At 44.8% G+C, this 19084-nt stretch carries 11 protein-coding genes; 3 read left to right on the top strand and 8 right to left on the bottom strand.

Features of this window, described 5'->3' with window-relative positions:
- Nucleotides 1-270 precede the first annotated feature (270 nt).
- Nucleotides 271-4806 carry a type II CRISPR RNA-guided endonuclease Cas9 gene (gene cas9 / locus BUC01_RS03925; RefSeq protein WP_073312776.1) on the bottom strand — a complete coding sequence of 1512 codons (4536 nt, stop codon included), beginning with the start codon at nt 4804-4806 and terminating at the stop codon, nt 271-273.
- 491 nt (nt 4807-5297) lie between these two features.
- Here cas9 and BUC01_RS03920 point away from each other — a divergent pair, with 491 nt between their 5' ends.
- On the top strand, nt 5298-5915 hold the full coding sequence (locus BUC01_RS03920) for an HU family DNA-binding protein (RefSeq protein ID WP_025835153.1): 618 nt from the start codon (nt 5298-5300) through the stop codon (nt 5913-5915).
- Complete coding sequence (nudC, locus tag BUC01_RS03915) at nt 5912-6727, top strand: NAD(+) diphosphatase (protein WP_025835151.1); 816 nt, start codon at nt 5912-5914, stop codon at nt 6725-6727. Before BUC01_RS03920 ends, nudC begins: the two co-directional genes overlap by 4 nt.
- Before the next feature lie 190 nt (nt 6728-6917).
- Here the strand turns inward: nudC and BUC01_RS03910 are convergent, their stop codons facing one another.
- The 6 genes from BUC01_RS03910 to BUC01_RS03885 form a co-directional block, all read right to left on the bottom strand.
- Nucleotides 6918-8351, bottom strand: coding sequence for a basic amino acid/polyamine antiporter (locus tag BUC01_RS03910; protein ID WP_025835150.1), 1434 nt, complete (start codon nt 8349-8351; stop codon nt 6918-6920).
- A 5-nt stretch (nt 8352-8356) separates the two neighbouring features.
- A complete protein-coding gene (locus BUC01_RS03905) occupies nt 8357-8986 on the bottom strand; it encodes a pyruvoyl-dependent arginine decarboxylase (RefSeq protein ID WP_025835149.1) in 630 nt (209 codons plus the stop codon).
- Nucleotides 8987-9027: 41 nt separating this feature from the next.
- Nucleotides 9028-9927 carry a histidine decarboxylase, pyruvoyl type gene (locus BUC01_RS03900; RefSeq protein WP_073312774.1) on the bottom strand — a complete coding sequence of 300 codons (900 nt, stop codon included), beginning with the start codon at nt 9925-9927 and terminating at the stop codon, nt 9028-9030.
- Nucleotides 9928-10116: 189 nt separating this feature from the next.
- Entirely contained in the window at nt 10117-11859 is a 1743-nt protein-coding gene (locus tag BUC01_RS03895; protein ID WP_025835146.1) for a phospho-sugar mutase, read from the bottom strand.
- A 169-nt stretch (nt 11860-12028) separates the two neighbouring features.
- Nucleotides 12029-13672, bottom strand: coding sequence for a C69 family dipeptidase (locus BUC01_RS03890; protein ID WP_025835144.1), 1644 nt, complete (start codon nt 13670-13672; stop codon nt 12029-12031).
- Nucleotides 13673-13723: 51 nt separating this feature from the next.
- On the bottom strand, nt 13724-15388 hold the full coding sequence (locus tag BUC01_RS03885; RefSeq protein ID WP_073312817.1) for a M23 family metallopeptidase: 1665 nt from the start codon (nt 15386-15388) through the stop codon (nt 13724-13726).
- Between the two features lie 118 nt (nt 15389-15506).
- Between BUC01_RS03885 and BUC01_RS03880 the strand changes: the two genes are divergently transcribed.
- Entirely contained in the window at nt 15507-17318 is a 1812-nt protein-coding gene (locus tag BUC01_RS03880) for an AraC family transcriptional regulator (RefSeq protein ID WP_073312772.1), read from the top strand.
- A 7-nt stretch (nt 17319-17325) separates the two neighbouring features.
- Here BUC01_RS03880 and BUC01_RS03875 read toward each other — a convergent pair whose 3' ends face one another.
- A complete protein-coding gene (locus BUC01_RS03875; RefSeq protein ID WP_073312815.1) occupies nt 17326-19047 on the bottom strand; it encodes an ATP-binding protein in 1722 nt (573 codons plus the stop codon).
- Nucleotides 19048-19084: the final 37 nt, after the last annotated feature.

Genomic DNA, 19084 nt, shown 5'->3' with positions numbered 1-19084 from the left:
CTCATCATCTACTTCAAATGGCAATTGATGCATATTATTCGTTTGTAAATATCAACTAATTGGAGTTACTAAATAGAGCTTTGATATTAACAGCAAGAACCCTTCTATGATTATTTCTACCTGGGGACAAGTTGTCCCCAGAACATTTACCATTTTCTATTCTGTTTTTTACAATCTGTAAAATTGACTCTGTCAGTCAATAGACCTATTACATCAACAAAGAACTCTTTTCTATTCCAAACCAAATGTTTTTTTTCACAAAAAGTATACTCATTTTAAAGTTCCAATCTTTATTATATTACCCAACCTATCCACTTTTAAAGGAATACATTTCTCTTTAATTGATTCTTTACTATCTGTAATCTCAACTTTATTTAAAGAGAAATATTCTACCTTGTCAACTATCATATTTGCAATTGCATAAGGAACTCCATATAAACGATTTCCTGTAAAACTAACAACTTTATATATCCTTTTCCTATCTATCAGTTCCTCAATCCTACCCCGCTCCAATTCTTCCTCTGTAGGCACATAAACCAAGTCATTCGGTGACAACCAGAACAACAATTTATTTCCAGCCTCATTTTTCTCCGGAACAGGAGTATAGCCTTGCTTTTCACGTTCAATTACAATATTCAAAGGAATTGTTTCATACACTCTCTTTCCATCTCCCATAGCATAGACAGCAAAAAATAAATTCGTACCCTTAGCTGCTTCTACAAATTTAGTTGATTTCTGTCCTGTCTCACCCACACTATATTTATTACCACGTGGTTCGTAAACCCTTAGTTTATAAATAGGTTGATGAGGTTTACCATTATTCAGAAATTCCAGATTCCTATTCATTTCGTCAATGCCATCAGGAGAAAAAGCTAAATCCGCTTTTCCTTCTTTAGACTCCAAATGTTTCAATAATATTTTCTGAATTCCAGTATCTGTAATGGATTCAATAATTTTTTTCTCTGTAAAACTTGTATCCAAAGCTTTGCGCACAGCTACCAATGGTTCCGAAGAATTATCTGTAAAATAGTAAATAGCTATTTTTGTCAGATTCAAATCTTTCCAAAGAGCTGTATTTTCTTTAAAATACTTCTCAACACGTTTTTTATCATAGTTATAAGAAAAGAGCTGCAATATCTTCGCTTTTAATTTTTTATCTACAATCATTTCAGGAGTGTCCAAAGCCACAGACAATCGTACCTCCTTTACTTTTCGAAGATTCACTCTACCGAATACCGTGTCTTTATGCATAGGCTTCCTTATCGCCCAATTATCCCCTTTAGTTTGTGCTAATAACGTCTTCTTACCTTTTTCATCATAAGACTGATAATAATTAGTACTCTTGTTTATCACCCGAATATTCTGCTTAAAGCTTACCACAATATCATTCAAAACAGCCTGCACATCTTGTGTAAATGTATCCCACGGTTTCTTGATCATCCATTTATAGTTTCCATTATCATCCGTCTTATATTTATCACACAATAATCTTTGTAAATCACGCCGAGTTATTTCAGCATCCTTCCTTGCTGACTCATTATTTAAATAGTTAATGTGATTTCGTGAGGCACAAGCTATAACGATAGCATCCATCGCATGATGACGATGGTCAATACGCTTTTTACTAAATCCCTTTTGAAGTTCCAGCGGCAGTTCAATCTGAAAAAAGCGTTTTCCATCCTTACATTCCCAGTGTCCGAAGCATTGGGTATCTTTTAATTGGTTTAAACGTTCGAATCGGGAAGAAACAATACTATTCCAAACATCATTCAATCCCCAATCCTTCTTCAATCTATCCGTAACGCTACCCGTACAAACCACCACATTCTTTGAGATTGCTTCCTGTTCATACTCGCCATCCTTGTCTTTCTCACGGACAACATTGGAAAGTAAAGTTTTAATTACCTTACTAATATAACGGCTATCATTTAACTGGCGTTTGATAAACTCTTCCGGTATATCATCCATCAGCAGCTTTTTCATCTTAGCCCTCGATTTCGAATAATGTTCCTTCACAAACTGTTCATAAGCCTCAACAGAAAAAATCGTAACGACTTTACCGAAATTCAATTCGACTTTTCGTCCATGATGCTCTTTTATAAACTCATATCCCAAGTATTTATCTTTCAACTTATTCACTTCTGATTCGCAAATTACTTTATTGCTGAACGAATCATCAAAGAAACGAGATTGGGGAATTATATGTTCTATCTCATAAGCCGGTGTAAACAGTTTGGCAAGAGGAATAATTTCTCCTGTATAAGGAGAACGATATTTCTGCTCCAACCATAGTTTATATCGCATAAATTCTGATTTTGAAGGAGATTTACTGTCTTTCAGTTTTTTCAGGAAATTCTCAATATCTTCCGGGATATCCGCTACATAATTTAATATTCCATCTTCATAAATACGTAACAACTCCTGCTGACTTGGTGAATAGGGACGCACATTTTCAATGTTATATTCGGGATTCACAAATTCCGTCAATAATGCCTTGATGCGAAGATTAGCATTTTCATTTTCCAAAACTTGCATCGTCATTTTTGCCCTATCCTTTGCTGTATTTTTCATTTCGCGCCCTAACTCCACATGAATTTCATCAATAGTCCCTACACGCTTCCAAATATCACGGACCACACGTAGTGTTTCCACTATGATTTGCTCTACTATCGGATTACGCAAAGAATGCTGCTTGAATGCTTTCAAATAAGCGTCTATATCAGATGGCGTTTCCCATTTAGCGATGTCCTTCACTTCAGAATGCCGCCCATAGACAACATAACAAACCAACCATAAAGGTAAACCTCTGAAGTCATCAACACTCTGCAAATGTATAGATTTCTCATGAACTTTATTATGAATCTTTTCATCATATTCGCCAGTTACGATTTTGTCTATACGCTCTCTAGTCGTTTCATCAATAGCATCTGCACTCCAGTATTTTCCCATTCGCATCAATGGCAACAGTTTCTTAATAGCTTTGGCAGAATAAGCTCCATACTCTTTTTCAAATGGAGGCGCTTTCTTAAAGGTTTCAACGAAAGCGACCTTATCTAAAGCATGCTTAGTTGCAAATGTGGCTAACGCCTTCTCTAATTCAACTTTATCACTGACTGAATATAGTATATGCCACAGAGCCATCTCATTTTCTGCAGATAAAATAAAGTCTCCGGAGAAGACATGTGCTTTGTCTAATCGGGATTTTATTAAATATCTTGTTTCATTGCAAGGATACATTTTATCTTCCACATAATTCCAACGATAGTTGACTGCTTTATTTTTCAGATTAAACTGAGGATATTTCAGAAAATTCTTCTGGTCAATTTCCTTACGTTCATTCAACCATTCAAATAAAGCTACACAATCTTCCTCTGTATTCAAAAATTCACTAGTCACATCCACATCAGTCAACAATCTGTCTCCTTGCTGCCTTTCTTTTTGATAAATCCTGATATTCGATAGAAAATGCCACAAACGAAACTCTTGAAATAATGGATGCGACTTAGCTATACACTTTAATGACGCATGCTTTATTTCACCAGTCTCCTTGTCCACATATTCATTCTTCTCATAAGGGCAATCGTCAATCAACGATTTCTTACTCTTCAATGGACGCTGATAAAAAAGGATATCTTCTGTAAACATATACACAAAATCACGATTAGCGATGTTGCGCTTGTGTGCATCATTTTGCGGATATAAACATTCAAGACATTTCTTATATAAATCACGGTCTTGCAATTCAGTATGGAAAACAGACTGTTTTTCTAATATCTGCTTTAGCTCTTCTTTATAAAATTTACGTTCTATAGTACGTACTAACTTTCCTCTTATCTTCTGCTGAGGTTTTTGCAGTAATATATCGTAGATATACCAGCCCACAGTCTTACGACTATCGGCCACATCCGCTTCTGTTTTCTTCTTTATCAGTGTCCAATCATCTTCCTTTGGGGCACGGAACGAACGTTTAACCTCACCTTGTTTATCAACTTTAGGAGTTCCATCTTCATTCAGATCTGTTGTCACAATAAACTCCTTAATTTTGCCCTCCCAATCTAATGGGACATTACTTGACCGACGATAAATCCATCCATTTTCCAAATGTACATTATACCAGGTATCTTTTCCCTTTTTTTCGTCCGTTGCCTCCACACACACTACTTTCAAAGCATAATATTCAACCTGCTTATTGGATTTTTCTTCTTCCTCTTCACCTCTCAGTTGGTAATATCCACGTTTCTGATTGAAATTTAATATAATCCACGCTAATTCTTGTTGAGTTATTTTCTCTGTCAGAGCCTTTTTTCTTAAATAATATATAGTCCAGTCATAAGGCACTTTTTTACCATTTGCCACTAATGTTGGCTGATGTTGTGCAAAATCAGCCAGCATCTCGTTAAAAGCGGCCTGAAAGATGAATTCATATTTTCCAGTATCACTCCTCTTCCAGGCCAATTTAGGCTCTGTCAGATTCATAAATTGTCCTGGATGTTTATCCCAGCTTATCTGCTCAGAATAATGTTCCGGCAAAAATTCTAATATGTGCAATACTTTGTGCAATCGTTCACGCCTCAACAAACATCTTTCACGCAAACGTCTTATCCCGCGGAGACGAGTTCTTTCTGCCGTCTGTGAAGTGGTATTTCCCCTATCAAAGTCTCCCAATATAGCAGCATCCATAGGAATTATTCGACTGCCAGCCATCTCTAACCATATTTTTTCACTTTGTTCGGTAATTATCGAATTTATGACAGACCATCCCACACTATTGGTTCCCAGATCCAAACCCAGTGTTACTTTTTTCATAATATCATGTTTTAAAGTTCATATTCACAAAAGTAGAAAAAATAAATATCAGAAGTATAGATTATACCATTTTTATTTCCTATCTTTGTCGTACTAAAATGAAAGAAAATCACAATAAGGATTATTCCGTTGTGAAAACATTAGGTTCCCTCGTCCTTTAACGGGGGATTTTTTATGCCTTGCCCCTACTACACTTTCAACACCATGCACAATTATTAATTCTTTTCCTGAAAACTCTCCATCGTTTCACTATTATTTATACCTTTGCATGCTAAAATTTTCTCATGCAAAGGATGTGATTTTTTCATGCAACATTTGTTGCACGAGACATATACAAATATTGCATGAAAGAGTTATACTTGTTGCACAAATAAATTCATGCGAATGCAATATTAATTCGTCAGAACTAAAGAATTTAATTACTGAAAGAACAAGAATATATTTATGCACTTCGTAAAAACAACATCATTAACCCTTTAACTCAAAATCTTATGAGTGCATATTATGATCTTTACGAAACGCCCGCTCCGAAAGGAAAAAAAGCAGAAAAAGCGCTTCACGCCCGTATCTATCCTAAAAAAACGTACACCACCAAAGAGTTTCTGAAACAAGTAGCTATGCTCCAACACCTTCCGTACGCCCTGTTGGAAGGAGCTCTACAGGGTATTACGGACGAATTGTGCGAATTGCTATCGGACGGTAATATCGTAGAATTAGGAGAACTCGGTTTCCTTAGCACTTCCTTGAAATGTCTGCGAGAAGCCACGCCGGAGAAAAAGATACGTGCAGAATCAATCGTCTTCAAAAATGTGTGTCTGCGCACTAGCAAGGCGTTCAAAAAGAAAATGAGAACTCAAATGACCTTAGAACGTATCCAGTCACCTACCCGTCCTTCAAAGGGAGACATCAATATCGAAAAGAAAAAAGAAGCATTGCTCACATTTCTCGATAAAAATGTCTGCGTCTCACGGAGAGAATACATCAGGCTGACCGGTAGCGGAGAGCGAACTGCCATGAACGAGTTGAATGCATTTATCACTGAAGGCGTCCTGCGCCGACGCGGAACAGGCAGAAATGTAGTATACATCAAAAATGAAGAAGGAAAATGAAAGAACTAGATCAAAACCCTACGCAGTGGTTCGTCTTCTTTAAGGACCAACTGCTGCTGAAAAAAGAAAGAACAGAAAAAGGAGAGATTAAATACAGTGTACCTTATGGTACGAAACCACCGTTGAAACCCGGTACAGGTAGCACTATTCATGAAGTATTTCTGCCTACGGATGAAATGGTGCACGCATTCGACATCGAACAACTTGTTGAGGAAACTGAAGACTGGATCATGGTCAACCTGCGAGGCTCTTACGAATACATCACCCTGGATGACTACAAAGCTGCCGGAAAGGCTTATCAGATATTGTATTGGGATCAGCACAGTCGCTTTTGTCCGGTATGTGGCACGCCTACGGAACAACAAACAGCTATCATGAAAAAGTGTCCTTCGTGTGCCTACGAAATATATCCACCCATTTCTACCGCTATCATCGTACTGATACGCCGTGGAGAAGAACTTTTGCTGGTGCATGCACGCAACTTCCGCGGAACATTCTACGGACTGGTAGCGGGATTCCTTGAACCCGGAGAAACGCTGGAACAATGTGTAGAACGGGAAGTAATGGAAGAAACGGGATTAAAAGTGAAAAACATCACTTATTTCGGAAATCAGCCTTGGCCCTATCCCAGCGGATTAATGGTAGGTTTCATTGCCGATTATGAAGACGGAGAAATCAAACTACAGAAAGACGAACTCAGTGCCGGTGCTTTCTACTCCAAAGAGAACCTTCCGGAAATACCACGTAAACTAAGTATCGCACGGAAAATGATAGACTGGTGGCTAAATCAAAAAGAAGAATTAAAAAGTTAAAAGGAGAGAGATAAATGAAATAAGAACAGATTGCGGAGGACACGCACTCAACAAACGAACAACTACGAATGAAACGACTCTCATTCACATCAACCAATCGCGTGCAACCGCAATCTGTATTTTATCTCTATCGGCAACTGCCTCCCGGCAGCCGACAACTTTTAACTCTTAATTCTTCAATTTTAAATGATCAGAGTCCCACCTTTCCCTCAATCAACAGTATCACCGCTATTACGGAGCAAACCGCAATGGCCAGTGCCAGCCAACGTTCAGCATGAGAGAAGATTGGTTCCCCCTGCGCCCGGTTCTGTTTGCGTGCCACTACATAGAAATAGATACCCACCAAATAGAAAATGGACGTCACAAGCAAAAGCAACAATCCGCCTGCATAGAGCAACCAAAGGCAGAATAAAGAAGACACGATACCGATAAAGCGGTATTGACCAATCTTCTTCGGATCTGTTGTGCTCAGTTCCCCTTTCATAAAGCTGGCTTTCACCAGATAGATTCCGCAGAACAGATAAGCGGGAAGGATCATGACACCGGTAATGTCGATAGCGGCATCGTAAACCGACTTTGCCATAGCAACCATCACCATAAACACCTGCATGATGATACTGGATATCAGCAAGGCATAAATAGGTGTCGACTTCTTATTCTCACGTAGGAATGACTTCGGCAATATCTTTACCTGAGCAGCCGTATAGGGTACTTGCGCACACATCAACGTCCAGGCAATCCAACCACCAATAACAGAGACTATGACACTGAGCACCACAAAGGTATAAGCCCAGTCGCCCACCGCATGTTTCAGCACGTATGCCACGGACGGGTCATCCAACTTTGCCAGTTCAGGCTGGTGCATGATACCATAGGACAAAACGCTGATTAATGCATAAAGCACCAACGCCAGCAGAAAACCGATAACACCCGCTTTACCCACATCTTTACTGTTGCGGGCATGGGCAGACATCACCACGGCACCCTCCACACCGATGAAGCACCAGAGGGTGACAAGCATGGTACTCTTCACCTGTGCTCCTATGGATCCCAAGTCAGGCGTATGTCCCCAGAAATCAAAACTCAGCGCACCTATTTTAAAGAAAATAAAGAGGATAATGACAATTAATATCAACGCCGCGAACTTCACGATAGTGACTATTGTATTCAGGGCGGCAGCAGCTTTCACACCTCTTGCCACAATGAAATACATGGCCCAAATGAAGAACGATCCAAACACCACCGTCTGCCAGCCATGATGAAGCAGCACAGGGAGAAACTCACCGAACGAGTCATTGAGCATCACGGCAAACGCCACGTTACCCATAGCTGCACACAGCCAGTATCCCCAGGCAATGTTAAATCCCACATAATTGCCAAAACCCTCTTTTGCGTACTGATAGATACCTTCATTGAGATCAGGACGGGCATCGGCCAACACCTTGAAGTTGAGCACAAGGAACAATACTCCCACTCCCGAAATGACCCAGGAGATAAGAGTGGCCCCTAACCCCGCTCCTTGTGCCATGTTTTGCGAGATATTGAAAATACCTCCACCAATCATGGAACCGAAGACGATAGCGACGAGTCCGCCCAATCCTAATTTCTTTGAAGTATCCGCCATATCACTTATTTAGCTAATGGTGCATAACCAAAGTTCAGGAAACCGATAGCCGTCAGACAGTATGCAAACGGATTATCGGAAGGTATATTGATGAAATTATGGAATAACTCCTTATCACCGTCCTGTTCCATGCCACGCATGGAGAGTTCATGATTCAACGACTTATTCAACCACATGCGTACTTCTGCACCCGCTATTTCATCATCAATCTTTGAGTCGTAATACTGCACATACTCGGCAGCAAAACCTCCCACAAACTTACCGTTCTTCTTTGCCCATACGATGCCCACGCCGGTAGCAATTGCTTTATGTTCGACATAGTTGGCACCCGATCCGGCGACAATCACTTCCAGCACTGCTCCATGATGAAACTGGTCTTTAATGTCGGGACGGAAAGGCAGATAATGGAATTTCTGATTCATCTCCGGGGTAATGGTCACCAGGTTGCCACGTATTTCGGGCGGCATAACAGAGGTGTAAGGAATTACATTAAAGTTTTCAATTCCGGCTTCGTGCAAGGCGAGGTCATAGGCAAAGGTTTCATAAGGCTGAGGTGGAATACCGTCATTAAAAGCGCCTGTACCACCTGTTACAAATCCGAAAATGGGATAACGTGTCCCTTTCATTTCATCCATGATAAAAATATTTATATAGGTAAAGTCTAGGTTAGGTCTTATTATTCAATCATTGCCAGGTGCTCAAGTCCCAGCTTCTTTTCCCACTCGTCGATAGGCATGCCTTTTAGGTCGGCAGCTTTCATTCCCTCGGGAATGGCATTCTGAGCCAGATAAATGTACGGGGCGCAAGTCAACGCGCAACCCACTTGATTCGGTTCTACGAAAGTGTACTTGTAGCCTACATAAATGCGGTCGTACTCTACCGACTGGTCTTGTCCACACAGCACAATGCTGTTGGTTACTTTACGGAGTGAGCCTTCCAGGAAACCTATGATTTCGGCTTCGGTAGTCCTATCATCGCCATACGTGTTGGCATCCTCGATGAAGAGGCAAGAGCCGTCACTACGATTTTTCAGGATAGCGATGCCAATGGCCGACCATACCCACACAGGTCCGCGGGCTGTCACATCCTTGTTGGCGCAGATGACGTGTGCTCCCGGCATGGGTGGGAAGCGTCGCTGGCCCTCACGTCCGAAGAGGCGTTCGCTTGCTTCCAGCAATGGGCGGGCATTATATACGGGAATAGCGGGTTTTCCATCCGGTTGTTCCTGCATGTACATGGGTTTCTCCTTACCTGTAGCAATATCTTCGTGTACAGCGAGGTCGTATCCCCATACAGCACCGTTCTGACCACAGAAAGAAGATACGGTCAGCATATTGATTTGTCCGATATAGGCATCGTTCTTTTCGCAACGGTCATACGAAACAATGTTTTCGGTAACTACGTCAAGGTCTTTTACATCGACTGTGCCCACTGAGAGTTTCATGGTAGAGATGTATCCCTGACCATTCGGAGCACCGGGGTTCATGTAACCCATGCAGAATTCTTTACTTGGCCCTACGGCCTGTTCAATCACTTTAGCGGCATCATACTTAATGCCGGCAACAAGATCTTTCATAACTATTTTAGTTTAGGTTTAGATGTTGCTTATAGAACGGCATTTAACAGAGAATGATTAGAGGAATGACTTAAAGAAAGTAAAAGAACCTTAATCCGGAAAGAAAGCACACACTGCCCGGCAAAAAACAAAAAAGGTGCAACCCTTCGCAGGATTACACCTTTCCTTCTGCCTTACAGCAGTTTATCTTTAGATACCGAGTGACTTACGAACAGCCACCACCTTTTCTTCTGCTTCTGCATCCGCACTGGCGTAGCATTTCGGGCAACCCATTTCGCCCTTCACCTCGATATAGAACTTGATTTTCGGTTCTGTACCCGACGGACGAACAGAAATCTTTGTACCATCTTCCGTGAAATACTGAAGAACATTTGAAGTCTCCGGCATATCCAGATCAACAGCATTTCCTTGAGCATCGATCATCTTCAATGTCTTATAATCCTTGATCAATTTGACAGGTGAACCTCCGATTTCTTTCGGCGGGTTAGCACGGAAGTTATCCATCATGGCTTTGATTTCATCCGCACCGCTCTTACCGGGTTTCACTACGTTTACAGTCGTTTCTTTAGAGAAACCATACTCTACATAGATATCCATCAGCACATCATACAGCGTCTTGCCCTGATCCTTAGCCCAGGCACAGATCTCAGCCAACAATGAACAGGCAGAAACGGCATCTTTATCCCGAACAAAATCTTCTGCCAGGAAGCCGTAACTTTCTTCACCACCACCAATATATTGCTGCTTGCCTTCGCTCAAACGAATTTCACGTGCAATCCATTTGAAACCGGTGTAGCAATCACGCATTTCAATCTTATTCTTATCAGCGACAGCCTTAATCAGTTCAGTCGTTACAATGGTCTTCACGATGAAGTCGTTGGGCTGCATCTTGCCCATTGCAATACGGTTCTTGATGATGTAATACAAGAAGATCAGACAAGTCTGGTTACCATTGATAAGCACCCACTCGCCCTTATCATCTTTGCAAGCCATACCCACACGGTCAGCATCCGGATCGCTCGCCATTACGATGTCGGCATCAAGTTTCTTCGCCAATGCGATAGCCATAGAAAGCGCCTCAGCATTTTCAGGGTTCGGAGATACCACAGTCGGGAAATTACCGTCCTTCACCATCTGTTCGGGTACGCAATTTACATTCTCAAATCCCCATTCTTTCAGAGAAGAAGGAATAAGCACACGACCTGCACCATGCAGAGGAGTATAAACTATGCTGAGATCTTTCTGACGCTTGATAACTTCCGGATCTATAGAAATAGAATGAACCATATCCAGATAAACCTTATCTACATCAGCACCAATGATCTGAATCAGGTCTTTGTTACCTTCAAATTTGATGTCGGCAACAGTCACCTTGTTTACTTCATCGATGATAGCGGTATCGTGCGGAGCAAGTACTTGAGCACCATCATCCCAATAAGCCTTGTAACCGTTATATTCTCTCGGATTGTGGCTGGCAGTGATATTGATACCGCTCTGGCATCCGAAGTGACGGATAGCGAATGAAACTTCCGGTGTAGGACGCAAATCATCGAAAAGATATACTTTGATGCCGTTTGCAGAGAAGATGTCGGCAGAGATTTTAGCGAATTTGTCGCTATTGTTACGGCAGTCATAACCTACCACTACGGAAATCTGCTCTTTGTCCTTGAAACACTTATTCAGATAGTTGGAAAGCCCCTGTGTTGCAGCGCCTACGGTATAGATATTCATGCGATTGGTTCCAGCACCCATGATGCCGCGCAGGCCACCCGTACCGAATTCCAAATCCTTATAGAAACAATCTATCAACTCAGTTTTATCTTCGTTTTCCAACATGCGTTTTACTTCAGCCTGAGTTTCGGCATCGTATGCCGGGGTGAGCCACATCTGGGCTTTCTCAGTTACCTGCTTGATAAGTTCCTGATTTTCCATACAATTATTGTTATTTTAGAGGTTAAAATATATCTATTAGTTGTAAGACACAAATGTAGGCGAATAAGTTCAAATATCCTACTTTTCCATTAAAGATTTACACTGCTTTGTACAGATTTCACAGGCTTCTTATTGTTCCTGCGAAATCTACAAAGCCTGCAACAGGGTGTTACTTCGGCATCTTATAGCGATCACCGGTTTGTTTCACGTATTCTTCCAGAAACTCTTTCGGATATCCAGGACGTATCACACCTGCCGGTTGACCGATAGCATTACGTTCAAACTTACCGTCTTTCATACGTTTCACCACACCGTCATTGTATTTTACGATAAGGAATTCGCCGAGACGTTTCCAGGTATCGAGCGTACTCTGCGCGGTCATATTCGTATAGTTAGTCAGGAATGCTTTTGCCTGGGCAGGATCTTTGGAATAGAGTTTGGATGCAGCCGATTCGATTCCTTCCTGTGCATCATTGAAAGTAGTTTCCATCTCCGACTGGCTTGCACGTACATCGCCAATCATCAGGTCGTAGCGGGGATAAACCATGTTCGCCACCCAGTTGAAAATCCAGAAAGAAGAATTCCAGGAGAAGGTGATATAGTCGGCACCATCTACACGAGAGTAGCATACAGGCACTTTATCAGTACAGCAATATACAGGGGTGAAAACAGTCATGTTGGCATCATCCGTACCGAACCACAGCACGCCACCGATAGCATCGGGCATGGTAGAGCGCATCTGAGATACGAAAACGAAACCTGACTGCTGGGTAGAGATGGGACGTTCGTTGAAATATTCCTGGTCGTTCACCTTGAAGGACAGCGGAGAAAGACGGTAAGGGGTGTGATAAGGACCGGCACCAAAATCTTTGCTGATATCCAGCGGAGTACCTTCGTAATGGTCGCGCATGGCATTCTTCACATCCTGTACGGAGATTTTGCGGTTGGCTTTCAGGTAGAGAGGCATGGGCTGATTGGTTTTACCTTCTATATAAGGAAGGAATTCCTCACCACGATCGGTAAACATATTGAAGTAACTCCATACGCGGGCTTCGCAGTAACGGCGTGCACCGAAATCCAGAGGAGCGTATGCATCAGCAAAGCTGAAATCTTTGTTCACACCGTTGAAGTAACCTTTTTCGCGGGCAAAAGAGATGACATCGGAAGAATACATACAGTTGTTCTTATCATTCATATCGAACTGGTGAATGCGCGACTGGTTGGCATGTGCCGAGATGCAATCATCAGGGATGCGCACAGCCACCCACACGGCACCACGCACACCGGGGCCTTTGCCAATCATCTCCATAATCCAGATCTCGTTCGGATCAGCGATAGTGAAAGACTCGCCACTGCTGTAATAGCCATATTCCTGTACAAGGTCAGTCATTACCTTGATAGCTTCACGGGCGGTACGGGCACGTTGCAGACCGAGATAAATCAAGCTTCCGTAGTCGATGATACCGGTGGTATCTACCAGTTCCGGACGACCTCCGAAAGTGGTTTCAGCAATGGTAAGCTGGAATTCGTTGATATTGCCGATGACGTTGTACGTCTGGCGTGCCTGCTCAATCTGTCCCAGATACTTGCCGGTGTCCCACTCATGCACATCCATCAGGGTACCTTTCTTATGTATGCCCGCAGGATAATGATATAACTCGCCGAACAACCCGTAAGAGTCGGCAGAATAAGAAACGATTGTAGAACCGTCCGTGGAGGCATTCTTACCAACAATAAGGTTGGTACAAGCCAGTGCATTCACTACTGCAACAGCCACAAATAAGACGGAAAGAGTCAGTCTTTTGCTTTTCATACTTTAGCTATTTAAATTATTAATTCATGTGTCACATATATACAGACTTGTTTACCAGACGAACGTAAACTGTTCTGTTGCCCGGTTGCCGCAACCATCCGTCACGGTGATTTCCACCACATGCTTACCCCGTTCCACCCGTTTAGGGTCAATCTCATAGACCAGGTTCCCACTGATGGAATTAGGTTTGCCAAACAAGGCATACTTCCCGTCGATGGTGCCGCGATAACTGCTTATGCCGGTTTCTTTATCCTTCGCCTTGAACGTAATGCGTCCCGTGCGTCCCCACTGTTGCGGGTTCAGCGGAGTGATTTCAGGAGGCACGGTATCGATAGCAACGGTATACGTACCCAACTCCCGGATGGTCGTCTTCATGAAACCGTCCTCGTACTTGCCACCTATGCTATACTTCCCGCCCCGGGAGTTCACGCCTGCCACATAGTATTTCGACCTATCTTCCAGAGGGCGGCGACGCAAGCCGATGCTCAACTCGCAACGGCCATGTAAAGGGATGCGTGTGTCATTCAACTGATAAGTAAAGGCAACGTCCCCGCTATCTGCACGCACGACATAATTCAGGTACGCGTCGTCATACAGCATCCCGCGAGGAATCACCAGCGACAGACCGGGTTCCTGCAGATAGTTCACCTTATCCCAGCGGAAGATGTACTTCTCCCGATGTTCCACAGGAGCTATCTCCGCCCGCTTTCCATGCACGGTGAAGCGTACTTTCGAAGTGTTTCCCAGGGCATCCTTCAAGGTGTAGACAAAGCGGTACGGACGCTCTTCGTTGATATCAATCAGTCCCCGGTTATCATTTGAAGCATGCAACATCCGCAATGTATTTCCCGGTTCGATGAACGATTTCATATATTGCCCGTATGTCCACGAGTTAATCATGCGGTTCTCGTTCTCCGAGAAGCGATCCACCACACTGCGGAACACTTCCACGCTGTCCACTTCCAGGATAACCGTGTGCACACCGTAACGGTTGTGCACACCATCCATATAGTCGTATGCACGGATGCCCGCTCCTATCAGTCCCCAGGCAGTGATCGGCTGTTTAGGGCTAAGAGGAAAAGCCTGACGCTTCTGGGTTCCGTCCACCATTCCCTTGCCGGGTTGCGGAAACAGCATGATGCCTTCGGCACGCGGGGCGGTGTTGTCCTTCACTTTCTTCTTGAAGAAGGGCAGAGGGTCCACGTAGTCATCCGTATCTGCCTCAAACACATCAAGATGCAGGTGAGGGCCAAAGGAATATCCGGTATTACCGCTCAGAGCGATAACCTGCCCGGCCTTGACGATATATTCGCCCGGTTCGGGGATAATCTCTACTTCCCATGTCTCCTTTTCGTACTGCAAATCTTCTACCCGGCGGGCTATGTCGCCCACAAAAGCGCTGAGGTGGCGGTTGATTGTTTTATACCCGTTATTATATGCCACATCGAGCACATAGCCCGAACCATGAGTGACACGGATACGCGAAATGTATCCGTCGGCCAGCGCCCGCACGGGTTTACCGATGGTGCCGCCCGTCTTGAAGTCGAGTCCGCCGTGGAAATGATTGGCACGTATTTCACCGAAATTACCGGAGAACACAATAGGGAAATCGAAAGGAGGAGTGAACGTTGCCTGAGATTGCACATCCCCACCCGCTTGCGGATAGGCCTGCACTCCCCATGCAAACAGTATAAGGGATAATATAGAATGTTTCATATAGGTCAATAAACAATTTGTCGGGCAAATGTACATTATTCCGGGTAGATTATAAAGGAATGCAAGCAAATATTACCCGATAAATGCCTACCTTTACCGCGACAAATGCCAAAATAATATGCAAATCACCTACTATTTCCGCACCTCCATCCTCGTATTGGCGTGCATTTTACCGGCTTTTACGCCTGCCCTGGCTTCCGGAGCAAGCACCGTTCCGGACAGTCTGCTGACAGAAAAATACATCCGAAGCATATACATATCTGCGCCCGACAGTGCCCTCCACCTGCTCGACGAGGCCGAAAAACGCCGCCTCCCCTCCATGCCTGCGTTCCACATCGACATCCTGCGCAGCATGGTGTACGAAAGCCAGGCCATGTACGTCCTTAAAGAACGTTGCCTGCGGCGTGCCTTGCAGAGCGACTCCGTGCGACTGGTACCTGCACGCCGGCTGCGTCTGCTCTCACAATTGTCTTCCACCCTCGACCGCCTGAACCGATACGAAGAAGGTATCAGTATCTCCACCGAAGCCATCTCCCTCGCCCAAGAGCTGAAGCAAAGAAGTGCCGAGAGCGAACTTCTCTTCACCATCGGACGGATATACCAGGGCATGAAGAACCCCGACCAGGCGCTGGAGTATATGCTCCGTTCCATCAACCTGCTGAAGGGCAGCGACAACGTGCGCGAACTGGCCCTGCTGTCCACTTTCTACGGTGATTTGTCCTCCTTCTACGAGGACCGGAAGCAAAACGACGACGCCATCAGCACATCCGAAGCGCGCGCCGACGTCATCCGCCGCATGAGCGAAATGCCTGGCCCTCCGGCGGGGTATATCGACCAGCAATATGGCTACCTCTACTCCAAGCTGGCCTGCTTCTATCAGGAAGCGGGGCAAGCGCAAAAGGCAGCCGATGCATACGCCCGTTACCGCTCCACCCACTTCTCGCAGGCGTTTCCGGGCAATGCCGAAATCACCCCCTACCTTTTGAAGTCCGGGCAATATAAGGAAGCCCTGGAACGCAACAACACCTGGCAGGGAGTATTTACCGATGGAGACAGCATCAGTTACGGCTATCTGGTACTTCTGGACCGTTACGCCCGAATTTACCGTGGGCTGAAGCAACCCGCACTTGCCGATGCCTACCAACGACGCATCACCGTGCTGACCGACAGCATATATGCCCGCGAAAAACAGAGCCGGGCACACGAATTCGCAGTCATCTACCAGACCTACGAAAAGGATATGCAGTTGCAGAAAGAACGCAGCACCGCCCTCCTCCTGCGTGTCAGTATCGCCATTGCCTGCCTTGTCATAGTCCTGCTGATTATTATACTCAGAGAACGGCAAATGAATCTGCGGCAAACCCGTCAGCGCAACCGCATAGCCGCCCGGCAGATAGATGAGTTGCTGGCACAGAGGGAGGAGTTGAGAAAGATGTATGCGGAAGTAAAAGTTGACAAGGGGGGAAGAGAAGAGGTTGACGAGGGAGAAGAGGATGTGCAGGAGGACGAGGAAGAGAAAGACGAGGAATCGCCTATCGGCTATATCCCCTCAGCCGACGTCAGTGAGAAAAGTCGCCGCCGCTTCATGCAAATGGAAATCGAACTGTTGGAAACAAAGGCTTTCCTGCGTCAGCTGAAACGTGAAGATTTACAGAAGCTTAGCGGACTGAAAAAGAACGATGTCAGCCGCTTCATCAGAGAGAACACCGGCACCAGCTGGAATAATTACCTCAACAAACTGCGCGTAGGTTACTCCGTGTCTCTGCTTAAACAGAAGAGGCTCTACTCCATAGAGGCCATAGCCGACATGGCCGGATTTCAGAGCCGCAGCGTTTACTACGATGCATTCGAGAAGATATATAAAATGACACCGGCACAGTATCGCGAGACGATAGACACGGAGGAGGAAGAACAGGAAGAGGAGGATTAAATAACCCTCACACCTCCCAGCATTTCCATCCTCGATTGGCACAGATATAGACCACATAGGTACGTACATGATAGTTCGGAAAACGCCTCAGTGTATCGTCCGCATAGCGATGCACCTGATCTACATGGTCAGCCAAAGGGGCATCCAGCGCCAGCACCTTTTCCGCATCCTTTGCCTTGAAGTATTTGAACTCCACCAGACGGTCGTCCGTATAATAGTCCGTGCCCGGTATACCCGTCATCTCAAAGTCGGCACGACCTTCGGAGTTGTTCTGCTCGATGGCGAAGGTGTAACACATACTCAGATAGCGTGATACCAGTTCGAAGAAAGAGCAACGGATGAAGTTCTCATTAATCTTATCGAACACCTGTGCGGGGAACTGACCAAGGTATTGCTCGAAGTAATTCTGCACGAGCGATTCGAACCGTCGTTCTTCCGTGAAACGTTCGTAGACGGGTGCGTAGCGCATAGCGCCGCCGTCGATACGGTTCAACACGTTGTAATAATCCATATAGATGCTGCGCATGGTCAGGTTGGGCAACGTCATGCGGTAGGCATTCTGCAGGGTGGTCATGCCCAAGTAGAAAAGGCTGACGGGATAGAAGTTCTTGTCGAAGAACTTCTGCTTGTTGAACTTGCTGGAGAGGTCGGCAACGTTGTAGTATAGCCCGTCGTTGATGACAAGGGCGTCCAGCATTTCCTTCGAGTTCTCAAGCGAAAGGGTGAGCCGACGCAGCCAACCGACATCGGTGCGCAGGTTCTCGTCAATCAGTTCTTCGGGCACTTCACCGTTATTGACTGCGAATTTCTTCAGGAAATAGGTCAGTATCGTTGCGTTGAAGAGCTTCTCGCCACGGGGGCTGAAGCGGTAACCGTCGTAGTTGTTCACAATGAGCTGCCAGATTTCATCGTAACGTTCCTGGCTTCCGGTGTATTTATCGAGTACATAGCGCAGGTACACTTCCGTTTCGGCGTAGGTGAAGCCCAGCATGTTGATGAAGTCATTTTCCAGTGTCAGTATTTCGGCAATGTTGTAACCGCTGGTCAGGTCGTCCATCGTCGCGGGCAGCACGCCGGTACAGAAACAGGTGCGGACGCTGCCTTCGCCGATACCGGCTTTGATTATCTTGAAGAAGGTGCGCAGGAAGCTGTCTTTGGTGGTGACTTTCTCGTAGAGCGGATCGTTGTAAGAAGTCAGTAGTTGGTTGGTGAAGTTGTCATATTCGTCAATCAGGACGTACACCTTTGGCAGGTCGTGCTCACGGGCATAGTTCAGGGCTTCTTCCAGCATCTTTGAGGCATTGCCGAGAGTGGTGAACTGAAAGTCACCGAAGAGGTCGCGATTATGTGTCACCATGATTTTCACAGGACCACAGTTCAGGTCGTTGAAGTTCTTCTCCAGCCCTTCCATGTCGTCCGCCATCACCATCTTCGAGAAGTCGTAGCGAATCACCATATATTGGTTATGCTCCGGTGTGGGGTGGCTACCTACATACGTTCCGCCGAAGAGTCCCTCAAACTTTCCCGCCAAGGTGCGGTCATAATAATGTGCCAGGGTAGACACCAGAAGGCTCTTGCCGAAACGGCGGGGACGCAGAAAAACGGGAGCTTTGTAAAGCTCCAGACGGGGGATATAGTCTGTCTTATCGACATAATAGAACCCGCGGTTGCGCATTTCAGCAAAATCCGCCACCGCATAAGGGATAGTTATACTTACTTGATTGTTCATATTCATCACTGTCTTTGTTACACCCACAAAAGTACGA

This window comes from Bacteroides stercorirosoris, assembly GCF_900142015.1.
Lineage (GTDB): Bacteria > Bacteroidota > Bacteroidia > Bacteroidales > Bacteroidaceae > Bacteroides > Bacteroides stercorirosoris.
Note: the sequence above shows the minus strand (reverse complement) of the source record. Positions and strands in the feature narration are given on the sequence as shown.

What these genes read in the sequence shown, in the direction of transcription:
- cas9 (WP_073312776.1), bottom strand. Translation starts at nt 4,806, where the DNA reads ATGAAAAAAGTAACACTGGGTTTGGATCTGGGAACCAATAGTGTGGGA.
- BUC01_RS03920 (WP_025835153.1), top strand. Translation starts at nt 5,298, where the DNA reads ATGAGTGCATATTATGATCTTTACGAAACGCCCGCTCCGAAAGGAAAA.
- nudC (WP_025835151.1), top strand. Translation starts at nt 5,912, where the DNA reads ATGAAAGAACTAGATCAAAACCCTACGCAGTGGTTCGTCTTCTTTAAG.
- BUC01_RS03910 (WP_025835150.1), bottom strand. Translation starts at nt 8,351, where the DNA reads ATGGCGGATACTTCAAAGAAATTAGGATTGGGCGGACTCGTCGCTATC.
- BUC01_RS03905 (WP_025835149.1), bottom strand. Translation starts at nt 8,986, where the DNA reads ATGGATGAAATGAAAGGGACACGTTATCCCATTTTCGGATTTGTAACA.
- BUC01_RS03900 (WP_073312774.1), bottom strand. Translation starts at nt 9,927, where the DNA reads ATGAAAGATCTTGTTGCCGGCATTAAGTATGATGCCGCTAAAGTGATT.
- BUC01_RS03895 (WP_025835146.1), bottom strand. Translation starts at nt 11,859, where the DNA reads ATGGAAAATCAGGAACTTATCAAGCAGGTAACTGAGAAAGCCCAGATG.
- BUC01_RS03890 (WP_025835144.1), bottom strand. Translation starts at nt 13,672, where the DNA reads ATGAAAAGCAAAAGACTGACTCTTTCCGTCTTATTTGTGGCTGTTGCA.
- BUC01_RS03885 (WP_073312817.1), bottom strand. Translation starts at nt 15,388, where the DNA reads ATGAAACATTCTATATTATCCCTTATACTGTTTGCATGGGGAGTGCAG.
- BUC01_RS03880 (WP_073312772.1), top strand. Translation starts at nt 15,507, where the DNA reads ATGCAAATCACCTACTATTTCCGCACCTCCATCCTCGTATTGGCGTGC.
- BUC01_RS03875 (WP_073312815.1), bottom strand. Translation starts at nt 19,047, where the DNA reads ATGAACAATCAAGTAAGTATAACTATCCCTTATGCGGTGGCGGATTTT.